A 22940-nucleotide genomic window follows, 5' to 3' on the forward strand; every position below is an offset into this window, starting at 1 on the left:
GTCCGATTGGTTCAACTAATAATTAGCGGGAATAAAGAAAATCCCCACTGATTAAAGTTTCACTTCATGAGAACGATTTCATTCAGTTATTATAACAAGATTATTTTTATTTACATAATAATTTGCCTAGCAAAAAGCATCTTGCCATTATTCATAGCAAGATGCTTTTCTTTACCCCGCTTTAACGGGCAGTAAGACTTCCTCCTTAAAATTCAGTGAATGCAAGGGAGTCAGACGGGAGACCACCTGCCCGTAAAAGCCCGATTGGTTCAACTAATAATTAGTGGGGATGAACAAAATCCTCACTGATTATAGTTTCACTTTACTCCGGTCGTTTTTTCGTCCACGTTTCAATAACTTCACCTGTATCATTAACATCTAGTACTAAACTACCATTACTATACCGGTCTTTATTTCGATACGCTTTCGGATCAATTTCTTCTACAATGTGTTTCTCTGTCTTCATGTAAACTAGTTCATCATCTCGAACGATTTCAATACCGACAATACGGTATGGATTACGTTTTAACTCTTTGAAAATAACAAGTCCTCGCTTCGCCCTCGTTGATTTCTCAATTTCTGATGCTTTTAGACGTTTCACAGCACCGCGCTGCGTTACGAGAATAAGTTGATCTTTGTCACCATTTAACGGTTTACCAGAGGCGACATAGTCATCTTCTTTTAAATTAATTGCTTTTACACCAGCAGCTCTTACACCAACTGGACTTACTTCATCTTCATGGAAAATAAGTGCATATGCACCATGCGTTGCAAGAACGATATCACTCGTTCCATCCGTCGCAAATATATCTACTACTTCATCATCTTTTTTCAAGTTTACAGCAACAAACGCCCTCGAATAGCGCTGTACTTTATATAGATTTAATTCCGTCTTCTTAATCATACCATTCTTTGTTACAAATACGATAAATCGCTTTTCTTTCTCAAAATTCGGTACGACAGTTGCCCAAATAATTGTTTCATCCCGGTCGAGTGAAACGATATTAGCAACGTGCTGACCTAAATCTTTCCAACGAATATCTGGCATTTCGTATACTGGCAGATATATATAGTTTCCTTTATTCGTAAATAAGAGGACTGTCTCTGTTGTATTCGTATCAAATCGTTCAAGTAAGATGTCACCCTCTTTCATACCGAAGTCTTTGCCATTTGAGGCATTATGCGAGCGCCATCCAGTACGTTTCACATATCCTTCTTTCGTTACAGTAACGATGACATCTTCTTGTGGGATCATTACTTCCACATCTATTTTAATTTCTTCGATTTGGTCTTCAATAATCGCACGTCGATCATCACTGTATGTTTTCTTAACTCTCTTTAAATCCGTTTTAATTACTTGAAGTAATCTTTTTTCACTCTGTAAAATTGCCTGTAACTCCGCAATTTTTTTATTCAATTCATCTGCTTCTTTTTCTAATGCCGTAATATCGGTATTTGTTAAACGATATAGTTGCAACGAAACGATCGCTTCTGATTGTGCTTCTGTAAAGCCAAATTTTGCACTCAAATTATCTTTCGCATTACGCTTATCTTTAGAAGCTCTAATTGTTTCGATTACTTGATCTAAAATTGATAATGCTTTCATTAAACCTTCAACGATATGTTGACGATTTTCTGCTTTTCTCAACTCATACTGAGAACGCTTTGTTACAACTTCTTTTTGGTGCCCAATATATGCATCCAAAATTTTTGGTAATGTCATAAGTGTAGGACGACGATTATTTATCGCAACCATATTGAAGTTATACGGAATTTGTAAATCTGTATTTTTATATAAATAATTTAAAATACCTTCAGAATTTGCTTCTTTTTTTAATTCTACGACAATACGAAGTCCTGTACGGTCAGTCTCATCACGTACTTCAGCAATACCGTCTAATTTTTTATCTAGACGTAGTTCATCCATTTTCTTAACAAGGTTCGCTTTATTCACTTCATAAGGAATTTCAGTAATTACGATTTGTTGTTTTCCACCACGAATCGTTTCAACTTCTGCTTTTCCGCGAATAATAATTTTACCTTTACCTGTTTCATATGCCTTTTTAATACCATCAATCCCTTGAATAATACCACCAGTTGGGAAATCAGGTCCTTTAATAACTGTTAATAAATCATCTACCGTACTATTTGGTTTATCAATACGCATCATCGTAGCATCGATTACTTCACCTAGATGATGAGGCGGAATTTCCGTCGCATAACCAGCTGAAATCCCTGTAGATCCGTTCACTAATAAGTTCGGGAACATTGCTGGTAATACAACAGGCTCTTCACTCGTATCATCGAAATTTGATACAAATTCCACTGTTTCTTTATCAAGATCACGTAATAACTCAGATGCAATTGGTGATAAACGGGCTTCTGTGTAACGCATTGCCGCAGCTGGATCACCATCAACGCTACCGTTATTACCATGCATCTCAACTAAAACATTACGCACTTTCCAAGTTTGACTTAAACGTACCATTGCTTCATATACAGAGGAATCACCGTGCGGATGATAGTTACCAATAACGTTACCGACTGTTTTAGCTGACTTACGGAACGCTTTATCATGTACGTTTCCTTCTACATACATAGAATATAAAATACGTCTTTGTACTGGTTTTAAGCCGTCACGCGCATCTGGAAGCGCGCGATCTTGAATAATATATTTACTATAACGTGCAAAGCGGTCACCTAACACGTCTTCAAGCGGGAGGTCATGAAACTTCTCTGCTTGCATGTTATTCCACCTCCGTCTCCATAATCATTTCATTTTCTAAAATATTTCCTTCTTCTTGCATACCGAACTGCACATTACGCTCAATCCATTTACGGCGCGGTTCTACTTTATCACCCATTAACGTTGTTACGCGGCGCTCTGCTCTTGCTGCATCATCAATTTTCACGCGAATTAATGTACGCGTTTCAGGATTCATCGTTGTTTCCCATAATTGATCTGCATTCATCTCACCAAGTCCTTTATAACGCTGTAACATATATCCTTTTCCGACTTTTTTCGTTACATCGTCTAATTCTTCATCTGACCAAGCGTATTCAATTACTTCGCTCTTACCTTTTCCTTTACTTACTTTGTATAAAGGAGGAAGTGCGATAAACACTTTACCAGCTTCAATAAGTGGTTTCATATATCTATAGAAGAACGTTAATAACAACACTTGAATATGCGCTCCATCTGTATCGGCATCGGTCATAATTACAATTTTATCGTAATTAATATCTTCCACATCAAATTCATTTCCTACGCCACCACCGATAGCATAAATGATTGTATTAATCTCTTCATTTTTAAATATATCAGCAAGCTTTGCTTTTTCTGTATTAATTACTTTACCACGTAACGGTAATACCGCTTGGAAACGTCGGTCTCGACCTTGTTTCGCAGAACCACCGGCAGAGTCACCCTCTACTAGGTATAGTTCATTTTTCTGCGGGTTACGTGATTGTGCAGGTGTTAACTTGCCACTTAATGTACCTTCTGATTTCTTTTTCTTTTTACCAGTGCGTGCTTCCTCTCTCGCTTTACGAGCAGCTTCACGCGCTTGCGCTGCTTTAATTGCTTTTTTCACAAGAAGTGTAGCTACGTCCGGATTTTCTTCTAAAAAGTAAGCTAAGTGCTCTGATACGATAGCATCAATTGAAGAGCGCGCTTCACTTGTACCTAGTTTCCCCTTCGTTTGTCCTTCAAACTGAAGTACTTCTTCTGGTACACGTACAGAAACGATAGCTGCTACGCCTTCACGAATATCTGTACCTTCTAAGTTTTTATCTTTTTCTTTTAATAGTGAAACTTTACGAGCATACTCATTAAACACACGAGTCATTGCTGTTTTAAATCCAGCTTCATGTGTTCCACCATCTTTTGTACGTACATTATTTACGAACGACAAAATATTTTCTGAGTAGCCATCGTTAAATTGAAATGCTAGCTCTGCCTCAATTCCATTTTGTTCACCAGTGAAATATACAACCGGATGGATTGAATCTTTTTCTTCGTTTAAATATGAAACGAAAGCTTCAATTCCTGTTTCATAATGAAACACATCTTCTAAATCATTTCGCTCATCTTTTATTGAGATTTTCATCCCTTTTAATAAAAATGCAGATTCACGTAATCTTTCACATAATGTTTCATAGTTATAATTTGTTGTGCTGAAAATCGTTGTATCTGGTTTAAAATGCATTGTCGTACCAGATTCTTTCGTCTTTCCGATTTTCTCAAGCGTCGTTACAGGAACACCACCATTTTCAAAGCGTTGTTCATAAATATTTCCGTCACGCTTAATCGTTACGACTAACCATTCTGATAAGGCGTTTACAACTGATGCCCCAACACCGTGTAAACCACCACTCGTTTTGTAACCACCTTGTCCAAACTTACCACCAGCATGAAGTACAGTTAAAATAACTTCAGGTGTAGGTTTTCCAAGTTTATGCATTCCCGTAGGCATTCCTCGCCCTTTATCTATAACGCTAATACTATTATCTTTATGTATTACGACAGCAATTTCGTCGCCAAATCCCGCTAACGCTTCGTCAACGGAGTTATCTACTATTTCGTATACTAAATGATGCAATCCACGGCTGTCCGTGCTCCCGATATACATACCCGGGCGTTTTCGAACGGCTTCAAGTCCTTCTAACACTTGAATCGCATCTTCATTATATTGGAACTGATGCTTTGCCAAACTCCTTGCCCCTTTCCTAATCCAAAATCAGAACATATGTTTCTATTATAGAATAACGCCTCGACTATAGTTTTGGCAAGTTATCTTATCTCTTTTATATACCATTTTCAATAGAAAAATCCTTGTTTTTTCACAAGGATTCCTCTAGGCTACTATTTCAGAAAAATAATCGTTTGTCAACGAGAAATGGATATGTATGCCAAGATTACACATTCCACACCTTTATTATGATCCAAATGATCAAGATCCAAAACGGGATTACAAGTAACAATCCCCAAAAACAGCCTTTAAAAAATCTCATGATGAACACCTCGTTCATCGGCCCTACTTATCTATAACGAGGGCTGAAGCAATCTTTCTACCTTTACAATCCATACTATTTTGTCATTGCATGTTCTACTTTTATACAACGATCCATAATAACAGTATAGTCTTTTTCTTTTAAAAGTTTATATGTATCTTCATCTTGTACTCCTAATTGTGCCCAAAAAACATCTGCATCAATCTCAACAAACTCTTTTGCAACATCCATTAAAAACTCTGAGCGACGAAATACATTTACAATGTCAACATGTTCTTTAATATCCTTTAGTGAAGCAACTGCTTTTTCTCCAAGCACTTCATCTACTGTTGGGTTTACTGGAATAATACGATACCCAGCATCTTGCATTGCTTTTGACACCATATACGATGTACGTTCTGGCTTATCCGATAATCCAACAACTGCAATCGTTTTGCTTTTCTTTAATACTTCACCAATTTCCGTACGAGTTGGGTTTTCAATCATCATAATCAATCCCTCCTATTCCTTTAGTATAGCCGATAAAGAAAGTCTCTTTCAACATGAAAGAGACTTTCTTTTATTCCGATTATTGATTCTTTGTAGCTGAGTTATCTGCTAAAGTAGCTGTTTTCGTCATTTTTTGACCGTTACGATAGAATGTAACCTCTACTTTCTCGCCTACTTTTTTCTTTTCATATAAATATTTACGGAATTGAAGTGAGTTTTCTACTTTTTGATTATCTAATGCTACTACAATATCATATTGCTCTAAACCAGCTTTTTCTGCAGGTGATATTGGGTAAATTTTACCTAATACAACGCCATTTGTTACTTCTTTTGGCACTTTTAATTGATTTACTGCATAAGCTTGCACATCTTCTAATGAAACGACACCTACTCCAAGAGCTGGGCGTTTCACTACGCCGTCTTTTTCAAGTGATTCAATAACTGGCTTTGCGATATTAATTGGAATAGCAAATCCAATTCCTTCAACTTCTTGTTGTGCAATTTTACTTGAATTAATCCCAATTATTTCACCGTTTTGGTTAAATAACGCACCACCACTATTACCTGGGTTAATTGCTGCATCTGTTTGAATAACTTGAGCATTCCAATCCGCACGTTTATCGCCATCGATATCTACTGGAATTTCACGTTCTTTACTACTAATAATACCTTCTGTTACACTTCCATCAAACCCTAGTGGGTTACCGATTGCAATTGCTTTTTCACCCGCACGGATTTTACTTGAATCACCTAAAGTGGCAACTTTATTTACGTTAGATCCATCAATTTCTACAACAGCTAAATCTAACCAAGGATCTTTTCCTACAAGTTTTGCATCTACTTTTTTGCCATCACTTAATTTTACAGCAAGTTTATTCGCCCCATCTACTACATGGTTGTTTGTTACAATATACGCTTTATTTCCTGCTTTTTTATAAATAACACCTGATCCTGAACCAGCTTGCTGTTCTTGGCCTGTCGGTTGCATTGCAAATGGATCAATACTTTGTTGCATATTAATAACACCTACAACAACATCTTTCGCGCCTTCAATCATACCAGGTAAATCAGTTTCATTTTTTGCTTTATTGACTACAGGAACTACAGTACCTTCAACTTTTGAATCCGAACTGAATGATGATACAGCCGCTCCATTATTTTGAGCCCATGGCATATATGGTGCCGCAAAACTAATTGTGACAGCCCCAACTACAGCTCCGACTAAACCTGTGAAAAAATAACCTTTTTTACTACCTGATTTTCTCACTTCTCTCGTTTCACTATGCTCTTCATTTAAATTTGGTCCGTCGTAATATCCCATGTTTACTTCCCCTCTCTGGTGAATTCGTATTTTCAGTATAGTCACGTTTTGTGTCCTTCTTGTGAACTCATCGTGAAATCCAATTAAAAAAATACTCTTATCTAACATTGTAGACAAAAAATGTATTTTTTGTACATTCTACCTGCCAAAGAGGATATAAAACCGACATTTCCCTATGCTAAAATACACAATCCGTTACAATTATTCTTCAAACTTATAACCAACTCGAATAACAGTACCGATATGCTTCGCTTTATCCCCTAGCTTATTTCGTAGTTTTTTAATATGAGTATCAACCGTTCGGTCATCACCGTAATAGTCATACCCCCATAACTGATCTAATAAATGCTGACGTGACAACACAATTCCTTTGTTCTCCATTAAATAAACAAGAAGTTCAAACTCTTTATGTGTCAATATAATCTCTTCTCCATCTACTAAAACAGTTCTAGATAGACGATTCACTTCTATTCCAGCTAGAGACATAGCATTTTCTTCTGCTACTCCTACGACGCCATCCGCACGTTTTAATAACGTCTTCGCGCGAGCTACTAACACTTTCGGGCTGAAAGGTTTCGTTACGTACTCATCTGCACCTAACTCGAACCCTAGTAATGTATCATCCTCATCTGAACGCGCTGTTAACATAATGATAGGTACCGCTGATTCTTTTCTAATTCGTCTACAAACAGACCAGCCATCTATTTCTGGTAACATAATATCTAACATAATTAAATCAATTTCATGCTCTGCAAATAATTCTAACGCTTTTTTTCCGTCTTCTGCTTCGATTACTTCAAAGCCTTCATTACGAAAATAATCACTAACGATTTCACGTAATCTTCTTTCATCTTCAACAAGTAATACTGTTTTATTCATATCATCTATCCCGCCTTTTTACTCTTTCAATCGAATAATACGTTGATTGGAGCTTCCGCGAAATGGAAGTGTTAAATCTTTTTTCTCGATTTCAAATCTTCCATCGACTAAAACATCCCCATAATGTAACAACTCTATCATATCATTATTTTGAGAACTCTGTATCTCTTCTAACGTATAACCTGTATACATCCATAGATTTTTTTTCAAATCTTTCACTGCTTTTGCTACTTTTTTCACTTCAGCAGCTTGGAAAAATGGATCTCCACCTGAAAATGTTACATCAGTTAATGGATTACTTGCAATCTCTTTCACAATTTCTTCTACTGCCATTTCAGTTCCATTACAAATATTCCACGATTTCGGATTATGGCAACCGAAACAACGATGCGGACAGCCCGCAAAAAACACGACTGTCCGCAACCCTTCTCCATCTACTACACTATCATGAATGATGTTCATCACTTTCATTTATGCTTCACCCGATCCATCTCTTCACTACGTTTTGCACTATTCCACTTTGACATATCTCCTACAAGATAACCCGTTATACGGCGTATTCTTTCTATATTAGCCTCGTCTCCATTTCCGCAGCTTGGGCATTCATTTCCAATGACTCCGTGATAACTGCAACACTTACAACGGTCAACAGGATGATTAATTGAACCGTACCCAACGCCATGATCTGCCATCGCTTGTACAATTTGTTTTAACGCCTGTTTGTTATGCATAGCTGCTCCGTCTAGTTCAATATACGTAATATGTCCCCCGTTACATAAAGCATGGAAAGGTCCTTCTAAACGAATTTTATTTATCGCTTGCATGTTATAGTAAACTGGGATATGGAATGAATTCGTATAATAATTATGGTTCGTTATACCGCTAATCACGCCAAATTCTTCCCTATCTTTTTTCACAAACTTCCCTGATAATCCTTCTGCAGGAGTTGCAATGACTGAGAAATTCAGTTCATGTTCTTCTGTCGCTTTATCCATTCTATCTCTCATAAAAGAAATGATTTCATACCCGAGTTCCCATGATTCTTCATCTTCTCCGTGATGCTTTCCTGTTAAAGCTACTAAACACTCCGCAAGACCGATAAAACCAAGACTTAATGTCCCTTGCTTTAAAATAGATGCTACAGAATCTTCAGGCTGTAACTTTTCTCCACCACGCCACACACCTTGTGAATATAAAAATCGAAAATCTCTTGCCCGCTTCGTACATTGATACTCAAACCTCTCTAATAATTGCTGAATTCCTACATCTAAGTAATAATTTAACGCTTCAAAAAACGCTTCTTTTGAACCACTAATGAGCGCTAATTTCACTAAGTTAATAGACGTAAATGATAAGTTCCCTCTTCCAATCGCTGTTTCTTCTCCATGTATGTTAGACATCACACGGGTACGACATCCCATGTAACATACTTCACTTTCCGGTCGTCCATCATAATGTACTGCATTAAATGGCGCATCTAAAAATGAAAAGTTAGGGAATAATCGTTCAGCCGTTGTCTCTAGCGCTAATTCAAATAAATCATAGTTCGGATCGCATTCTTCGAAGTTCACACCTTTTTTCATTTTAAAAATTTGAATAGGAAAAATTGGTGTTTCCCCTTTACCAAGACCAGCTTGTGTTGCTTTTAAAAGCTGTCTAACTAATAACCGTCCCTCTTTTGATGTGTCTGTTCCATAATTAATAGAAATAAACGGGACTTGTCCCCCGCCCCTACTGTGCATGCTATTTGAATTATGAATGAAAGCTTCACACGCCTGGTACGTATCATTTTCTGTTTCTTTCCATGCAAATTCTTCTATTTGTTCTTTCGTAAGCGGGTATGAGTGCAATCGTTTCTTATGTCTCTCTACTGTTTTTCTCACGTACGGGGCTAAATCAACATCAAAGAGTGCAAACGATTGACCACCGTGCTGCATATTTTGATTCGCTTGAAAAATAATAGATGAAAGAGCTAGTGCACTTTTAATGTCTTGCGGTTGTCTCATATGTCCATGTCCGGTATGAAAACCGTTAGCAAGCATTTGCGCTAACGGAATTTGCGAACAAGTTGTCGTTCCCGTCGCATAAAAGTCTAAGTCATGTGGATATAATATATTTTCATTTATCGCTTTTTTCACTTGATCTGACAATAAATTTTCAACAGCATAATATTTTGCACTCTCAGATGCGAACGTTCCCATTACTCCCATCGGAGAGCGGCCGTCTACATTTGCATTTTCTTGCATTAAATCTTGTTCATTGCCGTGGACTATTGTCTCAAACACTCTCATTAATTCTTCTCCACGTGTATTTTTTTGTAACATTTATAACCCTCCACCAATATGTTGTTGTCTTTTGATTAAAATGTTACTACATATAGTCAAAGTGTTTCTGTGAGAAATGTAACATTCCTGTGAAATTTTTTGCACGAAATAATGAATTTTTCATTTACAAAAAAGAAATGTGCTCTTTACAAATGTATGGTACAATATACGGGAAAAACTCTTTTTACCCTTTATCAACACATTTGAATAAAGGAGACTGAACTTATGGTTACTACATATCTTTTATTTATCGTTGCCTACTTACTTGGCTCGATTCCATTTGCACTAGTCGTTGGAAAGATTGGTTATGGAATTGACATTCGTGAGCACGGAAGCGGTAATCTAGGTGGAACAAATACATTCCGCACACTAGGGAAAAAAGCAGGTTTTATCGTTACAATTGCTGATATTTTAAAAGGTACATTAGCAACGAGTCTACCGATTATTTTCGGGTTAGATGTTCATCCACTATGGTTCGGATTAGCAGCTGTTCTTGGACATGTATATCCGATTTTCGCGAAATTCCGTGGTGGTAAAGCAGTTGCAACTTCTGCTGGCGTGCTATTATGCTACTCACCAGTTGTTTTTGCAATTTTAGCTGTTGTCTTTTTCAGCCTTTTATTTACAACAAGATACGTATCACTTTCTTCTATGGTAACAGCTGTCGTTGCCGTTATCGCATCAATTGTTACCGGGGATAAAATCTTCATTATTGCGATGTGTTTATTAGCAGGTATGGTTATTTATAAACACCGTGCAAATATTGGACGAATTATGAATAAAACTGAGCCGAAAGCAAACTTTTCAAAAAAGCAAAAATAAGATCGTAACCCACATAACGCAAAAAGAAAACGTGAAGCATATTAATAGCGTCTTTTTGCGTTATTTTTTATACTAAAGAAAAAGCAACATAATTTGGAGGAACTATACATGAATCTTTCCGTAACAAAAGAAGCAGCACAATGGTATAAAAACGAATTAAACTTACAATCGGGTGAAACACTGCGCCTTTTCGTACAATACGGCGGTTGCAGTACTGTACAAAAAGGACTTTCTTTAGGTATTCGTAAAGATGATCCTGCACATCCTGCTGTTCAAACTCAAGAAGAAGGTATTAACTTCTTTATTGAAGGCGATGATGAGTGGTTCTTCGATGGACATAATTTATCTGTTACATTTAACGACGGTGATGATTTCCCACAATTCAATTATGAAAAATAAAAAAGCGTGGCATCTGCCACGCTTTTTTATTTTTTCTTAATTTCCTCATATTTCGCATACCACTCAGGATAGAACTTTTTAAACGATACAGGTCTGAATCCTTCTTTTTTCGCGCAAATATTTGTCGTACTTGCAGTAATACAAAGATCACCTTCACCATTATAAATTTCATATCCATATACAACGCGAAGCGGGCTCACAGTGTCCACCCACGTTTTCACAATTGCTTTTTCACCGTAACGCATCGCTTTACGGTATGAAATTTGCAAGTCTAATACAGGAGAAATAATCCCCTCTTTCTCCATTTCAACATATGAAAACCCTAAATCTTGTATAAGTTTCGTACGGCCTAATTCAAGCCACACTAAATAGTTTGAATGGTAAACAACACCCATTTGATCTGTTTCCGCATAACGGATTTCAACTTCATGTTCTGCTATAAACATATGTATTCGCCTTCTTTCACTTCTGCTACCTTGCATACATTTAATCATAATACAGCGGAATCAAAAATAAAATAAAAACAGTGAATCTTTTACCGAAAGGAGCAAGCATATGATTCAAATTGTAACGGTTCGTAGCGGGGATAGCGTATATAGCTTGGCATCAAAATACGGATCCACACCTGACGAAATAGTAAAGGACAATGGACTAAATCCAGCTGAAACACTCGTTGTTGGTCAGGCACTGATCGTGAATACGAAAGGCAATAATTATTATGTACAGCCTGGCGATAGCCTCTATCGAATTTCTCAAACTTATAACGTCCCTCTTGCTAGCTTAGCTAAAGTGAATAACTTATCTTTAAAATCCATTCTCCACGTTGGGCAGCAATTATATATACCGAAAGGGACGAAACGAGCAGTAGAATCCATCGCTTATTTACAACCTTCCACTATACCTATTAAAGAAAGTTTAGTTAATGCTACACGTGCCATTAATCCATTTTTAACATATTTAGCTTACTTCAGTTTCGAGGCAAAAAGAGATGGTACGTTAAAAGAACCAACGGAAACAGCTAAAATCGCTAATATTGCAACGCAAGGTAACACCATCCCTATGCTCGTTATTACAAATATTGAAAACGGAAATTTTAGTGCCGATCTGACATCAGTTATTTTACGCGATGCAACAATCCAAAACAAATTTATTACAAACATTTTGCAAACTGCTGAGAAGTACGGTATGCGAGATATTCATTTTGATTTCGAGAGTGTTGCACCCGAAGATCGCGAAGCGTATAATCGTTTTTTACGAAATGTGAAAACACGCTTACCTAACGGCTACACGTTGAGTACAACGCTTGTACCGAAAACAAGTTCTAATCAAAAGGGAAAATTTTTCGAAGCTCACGATTATAAAGCACAAGGACAAATTGTTGATTTCGTCGTCATTATGACATATGACTGGGGATGGCAGGGCGGACCACCGATGGCAATCTCTCCTATCGGTCCTGTAAAAGAAGTACTTCAATACGCAAAATCTCAAATGCCTCCTCAAAAAATTATGATGGGGCAAAATTTATACGGATTCGATTGGAAACTTCCGTTCAAACAAGGAAACCCACCAGCAAAAGCAGTTAGCTCTGTTGCAGCTGTTGCACTTGCTCGTAAATACAATGTTCCTATCCGCTATGATTTCACAGCTCAAGCTCCACATTTCAATTACTTTGACGAAAACGGTGTACAACACGAAGTTTGGTTTGAAGATGCGAGATCTATTCAAAGTAAATTCAATTTAATGAAGGAACAAGGCATTGGCGGTATTAGTTATTGGAAGATTGGCTTGCCATTTCCACAAAATTGGCGTTTACTCGTTGAAAACTTTACAATTACGAAAAAGGGCTGACAAAAGTCAGCCCTTTTTGTACATTCTGTTAAGATTCATCTTTGATTTCACTTTTTAATGAGTCAATACTTTCTAAACGTCTTTGATTTTTTGCTTCAATAGCAGAACGGTCTTTTTCATTAGAAAGCTCCGCTGTTTCTTTTGCTTCATTAAAGTTATCAATTGTATTTTGCACCATTTCTTGTAACTTTTCAGCGTTATCACTTCGATTATCTGGATTTGGCATGTACTTTCCTCCTAATATTGTATATACACACCATCTTAAATTACCTATCTTCCCTCAAATTTATACATAAAAAAGGAGAATACAATATTCTCCTTTTCTTTAACCGTTATCAACAATCGGTTGTTTGCCCGTTTGGTCTTGCATTTGCTTTCCTTTATTGCCACCAGCTTTTTTTGATTGTGTTCCAATATGATTCGGTGCAAAGTCTTTTGAATTCTTTTTCGGATTACCCATTACTATCGCCTCCTTAACAGTAGTATCGTACTAGTGTTAAGAATTATTCAGCTTGCTTAAAAAGTTTCATTTCATAACGTTTTTCAATACGCTCTTCAATACGATCGATTGCATCGCGATCACTTAATAATTGTTGTTTATTTTCTTTCACAAGCTCGTCAAACGATTTACGGCGACTTCTTCTCATGCTGTTCACCCTCTCTCCTTCGCTTTCTTATTACATAGTATGAGCAAAGGAAAAACTCTTTAATCAGATTTGCAAGAAAATTTCATGTTTTAGTACTCCTAAAAAAACTCCGTGTACAATAAAATGTACACGGAGTTTTTTATACCATAATATTTAAATACTCTTTCAACTTTTCATCTGCACTCATTTCACTTTGTTTATAATCATGCAGCGCTTGCAATACAAAATCATACTGTTCTAAAATATAACTTTCTAATTTTAGAACATCCTCTAAGCTATTAAGCATAATTCTCGTATTACCAACTTCACTTTTTAACGCCGGTTCACATTTTAAACTCGTACATATTTCTTTCACATCATCTTCTAATATCTCTGTTAATATGTATTTCTTTCGCCCTTTTACTTTTACCCTCATAACTGGATAAAAAGCTTTTATATCTAAATAGCTGCCTACATTCATACAACGAACCCATTCGATATCACGTTTATTTCGTACAAGTATCCCTTTTACAGCTTCATATACTGCTGTTTCATCAAGCACTTCCCTATTCGATTTTCTTTTCGCCTCTTCTTCAATAGAGGCACATTTTTGATAAACAGCTGCACAAGTAATACAATCATCAAATGCATTATGAGAACTTAAACGAATTCCGAGCATTCGCTTTAACGTTTCAAGTTTATGATTAGGCGCGTGCTTCATATATTTCTTTGCTAGAAACACAGTATCAATCACTTTATTTTGCGGTTCCGGTAAACCAAGCATATTCACATTACTTTTCAAAAAGCGCATATCAAAAGATACATTATGAGCGACAATTACATTTGTATGTAAAAATGCTAAAAATAAAGGTAACACTTCTTCAATCGTCGGTGCATCCGAAACACGATAATTTGTAATACCTGTTAAACTCGTTATTCGGTCCGGAATTGAACGCTCTGGATTCACATAGGAAACAAATTGATCTACTAGTTCATGATTACGATATTTCACTGCTGCGACTTGAATAATTTTATCATTATAAGGGTTAAATCCTGTTGTTTCAAAATCAATTACAACATAATCTAACGGTAAGGATATATTCCCCACGCCAAACACTCCTTTACCTCTAAACGTTTATATTTCTTTTATCATAACATGTTGCTATCACTACGTGAAAAAGAAAAGGCAGAAATGGTAACTTTCCACCTCTACCTTTTCACCGTTATTTTAATTTAGCAATTCGTTTCTCCATCTCTTTTTGCGTCATCGGTCCAATAAACTTATCTTGAATGACACCTTTCGTATCTATAAAATACGAAGTTGGGATCGTAATGACTTTATACGCTGTTGTCACATCAATGTTCTTGTCCAATAAAATAGGAAAAGTAATTCCTTTCTCCTTCGCAAAATTGCTTACCTTTTCTACTCCCCCACCTTTTTCTGAAGGCGTATAATTTATTGCTAAAATTTCTACGTTTTCTTTATGTTCTTTATAAAAAGCCTCCATATCCGGCATTTCTTGCTGACAAGGACCACACCACGTTGCCCAAAAGTTTACAATCACTTTCTTTCCTTTTAAATCTGATAACTTTACATTCGTTCCATCTAACTTCGTTAATGTAAAGTCTGGCGCACTCTTCCCTATTTCAATACCATTACTTGCAATCATCTCTTTCATAGCAGCTTCACTTTTTTCTTGCTCCCCTTGTACCGCCTGATTGTTTTTACCAAACTGTTCATAAGCTGCATATCCCGCTAAACAAAGTAACACTACAATAATCGTAAGCTTCCGCCACATTTTATATCACCCTAACGTATTTATCTTCTTATAACTTAATCACTCAAATACTCTATACCTTATTTTAGCTTATACGGACAAGCTTGGAAATATTCACAGTCGAAATAATTAGAATATTCTTATTTAAAGTGCATTTTTTTCCTTTTTATCATATAATTAGAAAAACAGATGAAGTGTTGCTTATCTTCTTATGGACCCATTCACCTTTTTCCTCTCGTAGTTATAACCCTACAACAAAAGGGGGATTGTTTATGAATTCATTCGAAAAAACAACATTATATATTCTTAGTTTTCTTTTATACCCAGTCGGTATTATTACATGGATCATTTCACTCTTTAGTAAAGATCTTGAAAAAAAGAAAGTAGGACGTATTTGTCTCTACGTCTCTCTAGTCTCATTCGTCCTTTTCTTAATTCTTGGAATTGCCACTTTCCTTATGACTGCTACCTTTAACGTTGATCTGAATCATTCAGAATCTATCGAGTATCAAATTAATGATGCTGAATAAGGATAAGAGCAGTGCTCTTATCCTTATTCACATTTCTTAAAAAATGAATGACTATATATTAATTTTTCAGGACTTCCACATGCAACAATACTACCTTCTTTCATTATGACAACACGATCTGCTAGTACCGCCTTCTCGACATCATGTGTTGCCACAATTCTCGTGACCTCACTTCCTAATCCTTCTATCATATTCCAAACAATTTCTTGATTGCTCGGATCTAATCCCGCAGTCGGTTCATCCAAAATAATAAGATTCGGATTTAAAACAATAGCACGTAATAATGCAAGTCGTTTTCTTTCCCCTCCCGAAAACTCTTCACCGCTTTTATGTAGTACAGTTTGAATCCCCTCAGGTAAATCTCTAATAATTGACTTCACATTAACAAGTTCCATATTTTTTTCTAACTGGTTTTCTACATACACTTCCCCGAAATACGTATTCTCTTTTACAGTCGTTCGGAAAAAGCGAGGTTCTTGCCACACTGTCGTCATACGAGCCTTATTACCATAATAAACAATGCTACCGTTTGATGATTTATACAACCCTGTCATTAATTTTAAAAGCGTCGTTTTTCCTGCGCCACTTTCTCCCACAACCATAACGAGTTCACCAGGGTGAATTTGCAAATCAATATTCTCAATCCTGCATTTCTCTTCACCCTTCTCCTGAAATGAAACATTTGTTACCGTCATCCCCATCGCTCTTTCTAGATTACTATTTGCCACTCGTTTATCTAAAAAAGAAGAAACTCTATTTGCCGAAGCGATTGCAACTTGTGTCATCATTAATAAATCACCCACGTAACGGACTGGAAAAAAGAGCATTTCAATTGTCGCTAACACTGCTACAAGTGAACCAACTTCCATTTCCCCTTGCATTATTTTTTGCGCACCTATAATGAGAACAACGATATATGCTCCTGTTTCAATCACTGTTCCAACTACTCCAATGCAGTGTTGCACCATCGTCTTCTTTACTTCTGTTTTATAAGATTGTGCTGTTACTCCTTTAAATAAGCGAATGGCCCACTTTTCTTTTTGCAAACTACGTAAATCTTGCGCTCCATTTACAAACTGTGACACCATCTCTACAACATTTGACTGATTGTTTTGAGCAATGCTTGCAATATTTCTTACCTTTTTCCCCATCAACACCAGAACCGTTGCACTTAAAAACAAAAACGGCGTTACCCACAATATGAACTCTATATCTATATGTTGTAGTGCTATGAACGCACCTACAAATTGCGCAATAGCGTGTATATATTCTATGAATATAGAACCATATAATCTGACCCAATTCGGAATATCAGACACAACTAACGTCTCTAACTCTCCTTGTTTAATCTTCTCACTCCCTTCAAACGGTAATGAGAAAAAATGGCGTAATACATCTATACGCTTCTCTCGCAATATTCGCTGACTTGCTTTGGAGCTTACATAATCAAATGAAAGGTTGTTGACCCACATCAACAAGCGACTAACTGCAAACAAAGTAATGTAAAGGTACGTCCCCTTTAACTCCCGTTGAATAAGATTATCTATAATTAGCCCCATGAATAGTGGACGGGATAAATTTAAAATAGCTGCAAAAAGCCCACTACATACAGCTGCTATTACTAATAGTTTTTCTTTCTGTAACGGTAACAATACTCTTTTATATTCTTTCATGATGTTCCCTCCATTTTTATAGTAAAAAGAAAGGGATGAAACCAAATGGTTTCATCCCTTTCCATAAAAGAAGGAAGCTAACAGTTGTTAGCTTCCTTCTCGTTCATTTCAATTATTTAGTTTGACACTTTAGACTCTTCGATTTTTTCACGAAGAACCATTTGTAAGATACCACCGTGACGGTAGTAGTCAATTTCAACTTCACTATCGAAACGAGCTACTACTTCGAATTGTTTTTCGTTGCCATCTGCATCAGTTGCAACTACTTTTACAAGATCGCGTGGTCTAACTGTTTTGTCAATTTGAATTTCAAATGATTCGTTACCAACAAGACCTAACGTTTCAGCGCTTTCGCCATCTTTAAATTGAAGTGGTAACACACCCATTAACACTAAGTTACTACGGTGAATACGCTCGAAGCTTTCTGCGATTACTGCTTTAATACCTAATAAGTTTGTACCTTTCGCAGCCCAGTCACGAGAACTTCCCATACCGTAATCTTTACCAGCAACAACTAGAAGGCCTGTGCCATCTTCTTTATATTTCATAGCAGCATCATAGATAGATGTTACTTCACCAGTTGGCCAATATGTTGTATATCCGCCTTCTGTTCCTGGTGCGATTTGGTTTTTAATACGTATGTTCGCGAATGTACCACGCATCATAACTTCATGGTTACCACGACGAGAACCGTAAGAGTTGAAGTCAACTGGTTGTACACCGTTTTCTAATAAGTAGCGTCCAGCTGGTGTGTGCTTACCGATTGAACCTGCTGGTGAAATGTGGTCTGTCGTTACAGAGTCACCAAATTTACCAACTACGCGTAAGCCTGATAACGTTTCAACTTCACCTGGTTCTTTAGATAATCCTTCAAAGAATGGTGGGTTTTGAATGTATGTTGAATCATTATCCCAAGTATATAAAGCTTCATTTGAAGTTTGGATTTCATTCCAGCGCTCATTGCTATTAAATACTTGTGCATATTCTTTTTTGAACAGTTCAGATGTAACAACACTTTGAACTACATCTTCAATTTCTTTAGCTGATGGCCAAATATCGTTGAAGTAAACAGCATTGCCATTTGCATCTTTACCGATTTCATCATTTTTCAGGTCAATGTCAACAGTACCTGCCAGTGCATATGCCACAACAAGTGGTGGTGATGCTAAGTAGTTTGCTTTTACAAGCGGGTGAATACGACCTTCAAAGTTACGGTTACCAGATAAAACAGATGTTACTAGTAAGTCGTTTGCTGCGATTGCTTCTTCTAATTCTGGCGCTAATGGGCCAGAGTTACCGATACAAGTCGTACAGCCATAACCAACTGTTTGGAAACCTAATTGATCTAAATATGTTGTTAAACCTGATTTATCTAAGTACTCAGTCACAACTTTAGATCCTGGTGCTAATGATGTTTTTACGTATTCAGGTACTTTAAGTCCTTTTTCAATTGCTTTCTTCGCAACTAAACCTGCCCCAATTAATACGTATGGGTTTGATGTATTTGTACAGCTTGTAATTGCAGCGATTGCAATTGCACCTGTTTTCATCGTTACTTCTTTATCTTCTAATGTAACCTTCACTTCTTTATCGAACTCTTGCTCATTAAATCCAAGTCCTTGTGTTCCAACTGGCGCTACAACAGCTTTGTGGAACGCATCTTTCATATCTGAAAGTGGAATTAAATCTTGTGGGCGTTTCGGTCCAGAAAGGTTAGATTCAATTGTATTTAAATCAATTTCAACAAGATCAGTGTAAATTGGATCTTTGCTGTCTGCTGTATAGAATAAACCGTTCGCTTTACAGTATTCTTCAACAACGCGAATTTGCTCTTCATCTCTACCTGTTAAACGTAAATATTCTAATGAAATATCGTCGATTGGGAAGAAGCCACAAGTTGCGCCGTATTCTGGTGCCATGTTTGAAATTGTTGCACGGTCAGCTAAAGGCATGCTCTTTAGTCCGTTACCGAAGAACTCAACGAATTTACCAACTACACCCTTTTGACGTAATACTTGCGTTACTTTTAATGCAACGTCAGTTGCTGTAGTACCACTTGGAAGTGTACCAGTTAATTTCACACCGATTACTTCAGGTACTGGGAAGTATGAAGGCTGTCCAAGCATTCCTGCTTCTGCTTCAATACCACCAACGCCCCATCCAAGAACACCGATACCGTTAATCATTGTTGTATGTGAGTCTGTTCCAACTAATGAATCTGGGTATGCAACTAAGTCACCTTCAGCATTTTTCACAGCATGAACAACTGGTGCTAAATATTCAAGGTTTACTTGGTGTACAATACCTGTAGCTGGTGGAACTGCACGATAGTTATCAAATGATTTTTGTGCCCAGCTTAAAAATTTATAACGTTCTTCATTACGTTTAAACTCTAAGTCCATGTTGAATGCAAGCGCGTCTGCCGTACCCGCTCTATCAACCTGTACAGAGTGATCAATTACAAGGTCTACAGTAATTTCCGGGTTAATTTTATCAGGATCCCCACCCATGTCTGCCATTGCTTTACGAAGCGAAGCCAAATCAACAACAGCTGGAACACCAGTGAAATCTTGTAAAATTACACGAGATGGTTTAAATGGAACATCGATATCTTGCACATCTTTCGTTCCCCATTTCGCTAAATTTGTAACATGCTCTTCTGTGATTACACGTCCGTCTACTTGACGAAGTACTGATTCAAGTAAAACTTTCACGGAATATGGTAATTGAGATACGTTGCCAACCCCTGCGTTTTCAAGCGCTTTCAAATCATAATAATGATACGTTTTTCCATCTACTTCAAAAGTTGCGCGTGATTGAAATGGATTATGTTTGACCATTATGTTTCCCCCCTGTTAAACGTGACTAAGTTGTCTGAATATAAAATGTAGACAAACTTTTCAATACCTTACGATAATATCTTATTACAACTTTCTAAATAAGTAAATAATAAGAAACTTATAGATTATCATAAGTTTTCTTTATGTTTCTAAATTTGAATAGTGTTCATGCTCCTTATGAATACTATTACCATAAAGTAAAGTGCTCTATTAGCGCTTTACTTACAGTTCATACGCACTATGAACTGCTCATCATGCAACTTACAAAAAAAGTTATAGAGGTGAAATAAAATGGGTAAAAGAAAAGCTAATCATACTATTTCAGGAATGAATGCTGCATCCGCACAAGGACAAGGTGTTGGTTATAACGAAGAGTTTGCAAATGAAAACTTAACTGCTGCAGAACGACAAAATAATAAGAAACGAAAAAAGAACCAGTAACGAAAAATCCCAAAAGGAACATTCACCTTTTGGGATTTTTTCTAATGTTTATAACGTAACAATTCCGAAACCGTTACAAATCGATAGCCCTGCTTTTTCAGTTCAGGTAAAATTTTTGCTAGTGCTGCTACTGTTTGACTACGATCATTTCCTCCATCATGTAACAATACGATATCGCCACTTTTAGCATGTTTCACTACATGATTTACGATAGATTCAACCCCTGGATTTGCCCAATCACGTGGATCTTGATGCCACGACCATAGAACAGTTTGATAACCAGCTTCTTTCGCTGTTTTAAATACAGCATCGTTAATATATCCGCCAGGAGGACGGAATAGCAAAGGCTCTTTCACCCATTTTTCGAAAAATTTCTTTCCATCTAAAATATCATTTTCTAATTTTTCATCTGATGAATTACTTGCATACAAATGGTTCATCGTATGATTTCCAATTTCATGCCCCTCTTTTAACACTTGTTTCACTAAATATGGATTACGCTGAACTCGAAATCCAATCATAAAAAATGTCGCTTCTGCTTTATATTGACGTAACAAATGTAAAACTTGCGGCGTATACGTTGGATCTGGACCATCATCAAATGTAATGGCAATAATCTTTTCGTTATTAGGTACTTCCCACGTTACATAGCCAGTTGGTTCTAGCTCTTTTCTGAGCAACATTTTCGCTTCCACTTTTTCAACTTGAAATATATGTACTGCGCATAATAAAGAAAAAACGAATAGAAAAATTTTCTGTTTTCGCATAATGTTCGTTAAAGTAAGAGGTTGTCGAATACACAACAACCTCATCTACTTTTCTAATTGATCTACATGTTGCATAATATTTTGGAGATTATTTTCGTATTGCTCAAGTTGTGGGCGTTGTGTTTCCGAAGCTACTTCTAACGCATTTTGAATCTGTTCATACGCCTCCTGAACCTCTTGGCGTAACTCTTTTAAATCATGACCGTAGTTTGGATCATTTTTTACAATGTTGTTATATGCATGTTCTGCTTGTGTAACTCCTTGCTGCGCTGCTTGAAAAGCTTGCTGTTTATCTTTATGATACGGCATTATATAATCCCCTTTCCATAATAGTTAGTCCCAATTATCTTTACCTTTTTTTCTAAAAACATTCTCGTATAAATTTGCAAACTTCTCTCATTCTAAAGAGAAAGAGGAGGTGTCACATACAATGGGCAAAAACAATCGTGAAGCAAAAGAAAAAAAGGGACAACCTGAACCATTAAGCGGATCTCATAAAGTAAAAAACCGTAATCATTCACGCCAAAAACATCATGCACATCATGATATGTAAAACAAAAGGTTCACACTAACTGCCTTTACCACATACAATGTTTATATTTTTCCATTTATTCTTCACCCCTACTTCATTCATGCATAACATAGTATGAATTGAGATTTTACGGAGGGTGTCTTACATGGGCAAGAAAAAGAAGGATTGTCTTTTTCATGTTGATGGTTTCGAAGAATGGATGGATCAGTTTTGTTCTGACTCTTGTAGTAACTTTAGTTTCCCAAATCAAATTCATATTGACCTTTGCGAAACTGAACAAGAATACATTTTGGAAACAGATGTACCAAATGTATCCGAACAAAATGTAGTCATTGAAAAGATGAAGACAGGCCTAAACATTTGCATACTTCATAATAATAGTTCTTTACAGCGGATCATTCCTTTACCCGCTACTATTATTTATAAGAAGATGCTAGCCTGCTTAGAGAATGGATATTTAGCCATTCATATTTCCAAAAATGAAGTTGCTAATAAACATGAAGAAAAAGTTCTTTTTCAAATTGAGAAGTAAAATAAATACAAAAATAAGCCCCAGCCGTCTGCTGGGGCTTATTTTATCCCGCGTTAACGGACAGTAAAACTCCCACCTCAAAATGCAGTTGGAGCAAAGAAGTTAGGTGGGAGTCGGGCTGTCCGT

The 22940-nt window shown here is 36.7% G+C and carries 24 protein-coding genes; 7 read left to right on the top strand and 17 right to left on the bottom strand.

Annotated elements, in window-relative coordinates:
- Nucleotides 1-322: 322 nt before the first annotated feature.
- The 7 genes from parC to COL05_RS30155 all read right to left on the bottom strand — a co-directional run bounded on the left by parC (nt 323) and on the right by COL05_RS30155 (nt 10026).
- Nucleotides 323-2746, bottom strand: a complete 2424-nt coding sequence (parC, locus tag COL05_RS30120) for a DNA topoisomerase IV subunit A (protein ID WP_098671288.1) — start codon at nt 2744-2746, stop codon at nt 323-325.
- A gap of 1 nt (nt 2747) precedes the next feature.
- Nucleotides 2748-4712, bottom strand: a complete 1965-nt coding sequence (gene parE, locus COL05_RS30125; RefSeq protein WP_098671289.1) for a DNA topoisomerase IV subunit B — start codon at nt 4710-4712, stop codon at nt 2748-2750.
- 376 nt (nt 4713-5088) lie between these two features.
- Nucleotides 5089-5502 carry a CoA-binding protein gene (locus COL05_RS30135; RefSeq protein WP_098671290.1) on the bottom strand — a complete coding sequence of 138 codons (414 nt, stop codon included), beginning with the start codon at nt 5500-5502 and terminating at the stop codon, nt 5089-5091.
- Nucleotides 5503-5581: 79 nt separating this feature from the next.
- Complete coding sequence (locus COL05_RS30140; RefSeq protein WP_098671291.1) at nt 5582-6823, bottom strand: S1C family serine protease; 1242 nt, start codon at nt 6821-6823, stop codon at nt 5582-5584.
- Nucleotides 6824-7024: 201 nt separating this feature from the next.
- Nucleotides 7025-7702, bottom strand: coding sequence for a response regulator transcription factor (locus COL05_RS30145; protein WP_001044683.1), 678 nt, complete (start codon nt 7700-7702; stop codon nt 7025-7027).
- A gap of 18 nt (nt 7703-7720) precedes the next feature.
- A complete protein-coding gene (nrdG, locus tag COL05_RS30150) occupies nt 7721-8173 on the bottom strand; it encodes an anaerobic ribonucleoside-triphosphate reductase activating protein (RefSeq protein WP_098228687.1) in 453 nt (150 codons plus the stop codon).
- Nucleotides 8170-10026, bottom strand: coding sequence for an anaerobic ribonucleoside triphosphate reductase (locus COL05_RS30155; RefSeq protein WP_098671292.1), 1857 nt, complete (start codon nt 10024-10026; stop codon nt 8170-8172). Before COL05_RS30155 ends, nrdG begins: the two co-directional genes overlap by 4 nt.
- 225 nt (nt 10027-10251) lie before the next feature.
- Between COL05_RS30155 and plsY the strand changes: the two genes are divergently transcribed.
- Nucleotides 10252-10848 (top strand): glycerol-3-phosphate 1-O-acyltransferase PlsY, encoded by a 597-nt coding sequence (plsY, locus tag COL05_RS30160; protein ID WP_098671293.1) that lies wholly within the window; start codon nt 10252-10254, stop codon nt 10846-10848.
- A 108-nt stretch (nt 10849-10956) separates the two neighbouring features.
- Nucleotides 10957-11247, top strand: coding sequence for a HesB/YadR/YfhF family protein (locus COL05_RS30165; RefSeq protein ID WP_001054449.1), 291 nt, complete (start codon nt 10957-10959; stop codon nt 11245-11247).
- 26 nt (nt 11248-11273) lie between these two features.
- Here the strand turns inward: COL05_RS30165 and COL05_RS30170 are convergent, their stop codons facing one another.
- Nucleotides 11274-11693, bottom strand: a complete 420-nt coding sequence (locus COL05_RS30170) for an acyl-CoA thioesterase (protein ID WP_001994659.1) — start codon at nt 11691-11693, stop codon at nt 11274-11276.
- Nucleotides 11694-11802: 109 nt separating this feature from the next.
- Between COL05_RS30170 and COL05_RS30175 the strand changes: the two genes are divergently transcribed.
- On the top strand, nt 11803-13095 hold the full coding sequence (locus COL05_RS30175) for a glycoside hydrolase family 18 protein (protein ID WP_000614837.1): 1293 nt from the start codon (nt 11803-11805) through the stop codon (nt 13093-13095).
- Between the two features lie 28 nt (nt 13096-13123).
- On the opposite strand, the gene tlp is transcribed toward COL05_RS30175, so the two are convergent.
- From tlp to COL05_RS30200, 5 genes are all read right to left on the bottom strand, one after another.
- Complete coding sequence (gene tlp / locus COL05_RS30180; protein ID WP_001133509.1) at nt 13124-13321, bottom strand: small acid-soluble spore protein Tlp; 198 nt, start codon at nt 13319-13321, stop codon at nt 13124-13126.
- 99 nt (nt 13322-13420) lie between these two features.
- Nucleotides 13421-13555 (bottom strand): acid-soluble spore protein SspN, encoded by a 135-nt coding sequence (sspN, locus tag COL05_RS30185; RefSeq protein WP_000527987.1) that lies wholly within the window; start codon nt 13553-13555, stop codon nt 13421-13423.
- Nucleotides 13556-13598: 43 nt separating this feature from the next.
- On the bottom strand, nt 13599-13742 hold the full coding sequence (locus COL05_RS30190; RefSeq protein ID WP_001254697.1) for an FbpB family small basic protein: 144 nt from the start codon (nt 13740-13742) through the stop codon (nt 13599-13601).
- 139 nt (nt 13743-13881) lie between these two features.
- On the bottom strand, nt 13882-14829 hold the full coding sequence (locus COL05_RS30195) for a 3'-5' exonuclease (protein ID WP_098671294.1): 948 nt from the start codon (nt 14827-14829) through the stop codon (nt 13882-13884).
- Nucleotides 14830-14944: 115 nt separating this feature from the next.
- Nucleotides 14945-15520, bottom strand: coding sequence for a TlpA family protein disulfide reductase (locus tag COL05_RS30200; protein ID WP_098671295.1), 576 nt, complete (start codon nt 15518-15520; stop codon nt 14945-14947).
- A 251-nt stretch (nt 15521-15771) separates the two neighbouring features.
- On the opposite strand from COL05_RS30200, the gene COL05_RS30205 reads away from it, so the two are divergent.
- The gene (locus COL05_RS30205) at nt 15772-16029 is read left to right on the top strand and encodes a hypothetical protein (RefSeq protein ID WP_073515911.1); all 258 of its coding nucleotides are present in this window, start codon (nt 15772-15774) and stop codon (nt 16027-16029) included.
- 23 nt (nt 16030-16052) lie between these two features.
- Here COL05_RS30205 and COL05_RS30210 read toward each other — a convergent pair whose 3' ends face one another.
- Together COL05_RS30210 and acnA are read right to left on the bottom strand one after the other, a co-directional pair.
- The gene (locus tag COL05_RS30210; RefSeq protein WP_142337732.1) at nt 16053-17702 is read right to left on the bottom strand and encodes an ABC transporter ATP-binding protein; all 1650 of its coding nucleotides are present in this window, start codon (nt 17700-17702) and stop codon (nt 16053-16055) included.
- Between the two features lie 116 nt (nt 17703-17818).
- The gene (gene acnA, locus COL05_RS30215; RefSeq protein ID WP_098671297.1) at nt 17819-20542 is read right to left on the bottom strand and encodes an aconitate hydratase AcnA; all 2724 of its coding nucleotides are present in this window, start codon (nt 20540-20542) and stop codon (nt 17819-17821) included.
- Between the two features lie 291 nt (nt 20543-20833).
- Between acnA and sspO the strand changes: the two genes are divergently transcribed.
- Nucleotides 20834-20983 carry an acid-soluble spore protein SspO gene (sspO, locus tag COL05_RS30220; RefSeq protein ID WP_098671298.1) on the top strand — a complete coding sequence of 50 codons (150 nt, stop codon included), beginning with the start codon at nt 20834-20836 and terminating at the stop codon, nt 20981-20983.
- 41 nt (nt 20984-21024) lie between these two features.
- On the opposite strand, the gene pdaB is transcribed toward sspO, so the two are convergent.
- Nucleotides 21025-21750 carry a polysaccharide deacetylase family sporulation protein PdaB gene (gene pdaB, locus COL05_RS30225; RefSeq protein WP_142337734.1) on the bottom strand — a complete coding sequence of 242 codons (726 nt, stop codon included), beginning with the start codon at nt 21748-21750 and terminating at the stop codon, nt 21025-21027.
- A 45-nt stretch (nt 21751-21795) separates the two neighbouring features.
- Nucleotides 21796-22059, bottom strand: coding sequence for a hypothetical protein (locus COL05_RS30230; RefSeq protein ID WP_001146293.1), 264 nt, complete (start codon nt 22057-22059; stop codon nt 21796-21798).
- A gap of 121 nt (nt 22060-22180) precedes the next feature.
- On the opposite strand from COL05_RS30230, the gene COL05_RS30235 reads away from it, so the two are divergent.
- Nucleotides 22181-22303 (top strand): small acid-soluble spore protein P, encoded by a 123-nt coding sequence (locus tag COL05_RS30235; protein WP_000517649.1) that lies wholly within the window; start codon nt 22181-22183, stop codon nt 22301-22303.
- Between the two features lie 124 nt (nt 22304-22427).
- On the top strand, nt 22428-22814 hold the full coding sequence (locus COL05_RS30240; RefSeq protein WP_142337733.1) for an Hsp20/alpha crystallin family protein: 387 nt from the start codon (nt 22428-22430) through the stop codon (nt 22812-22814).
- The last annotated feature ends 126 nt before the right edge of the window (nt 22815-22940 follow it).

Source organism: Bacillus sp. AFS059628, from assembly GCF_002571225.1.
GTDB lineage: Bacteria > Bacillota > Bacilli > Bacillales > Bacillaceae_G > Bacillus_A.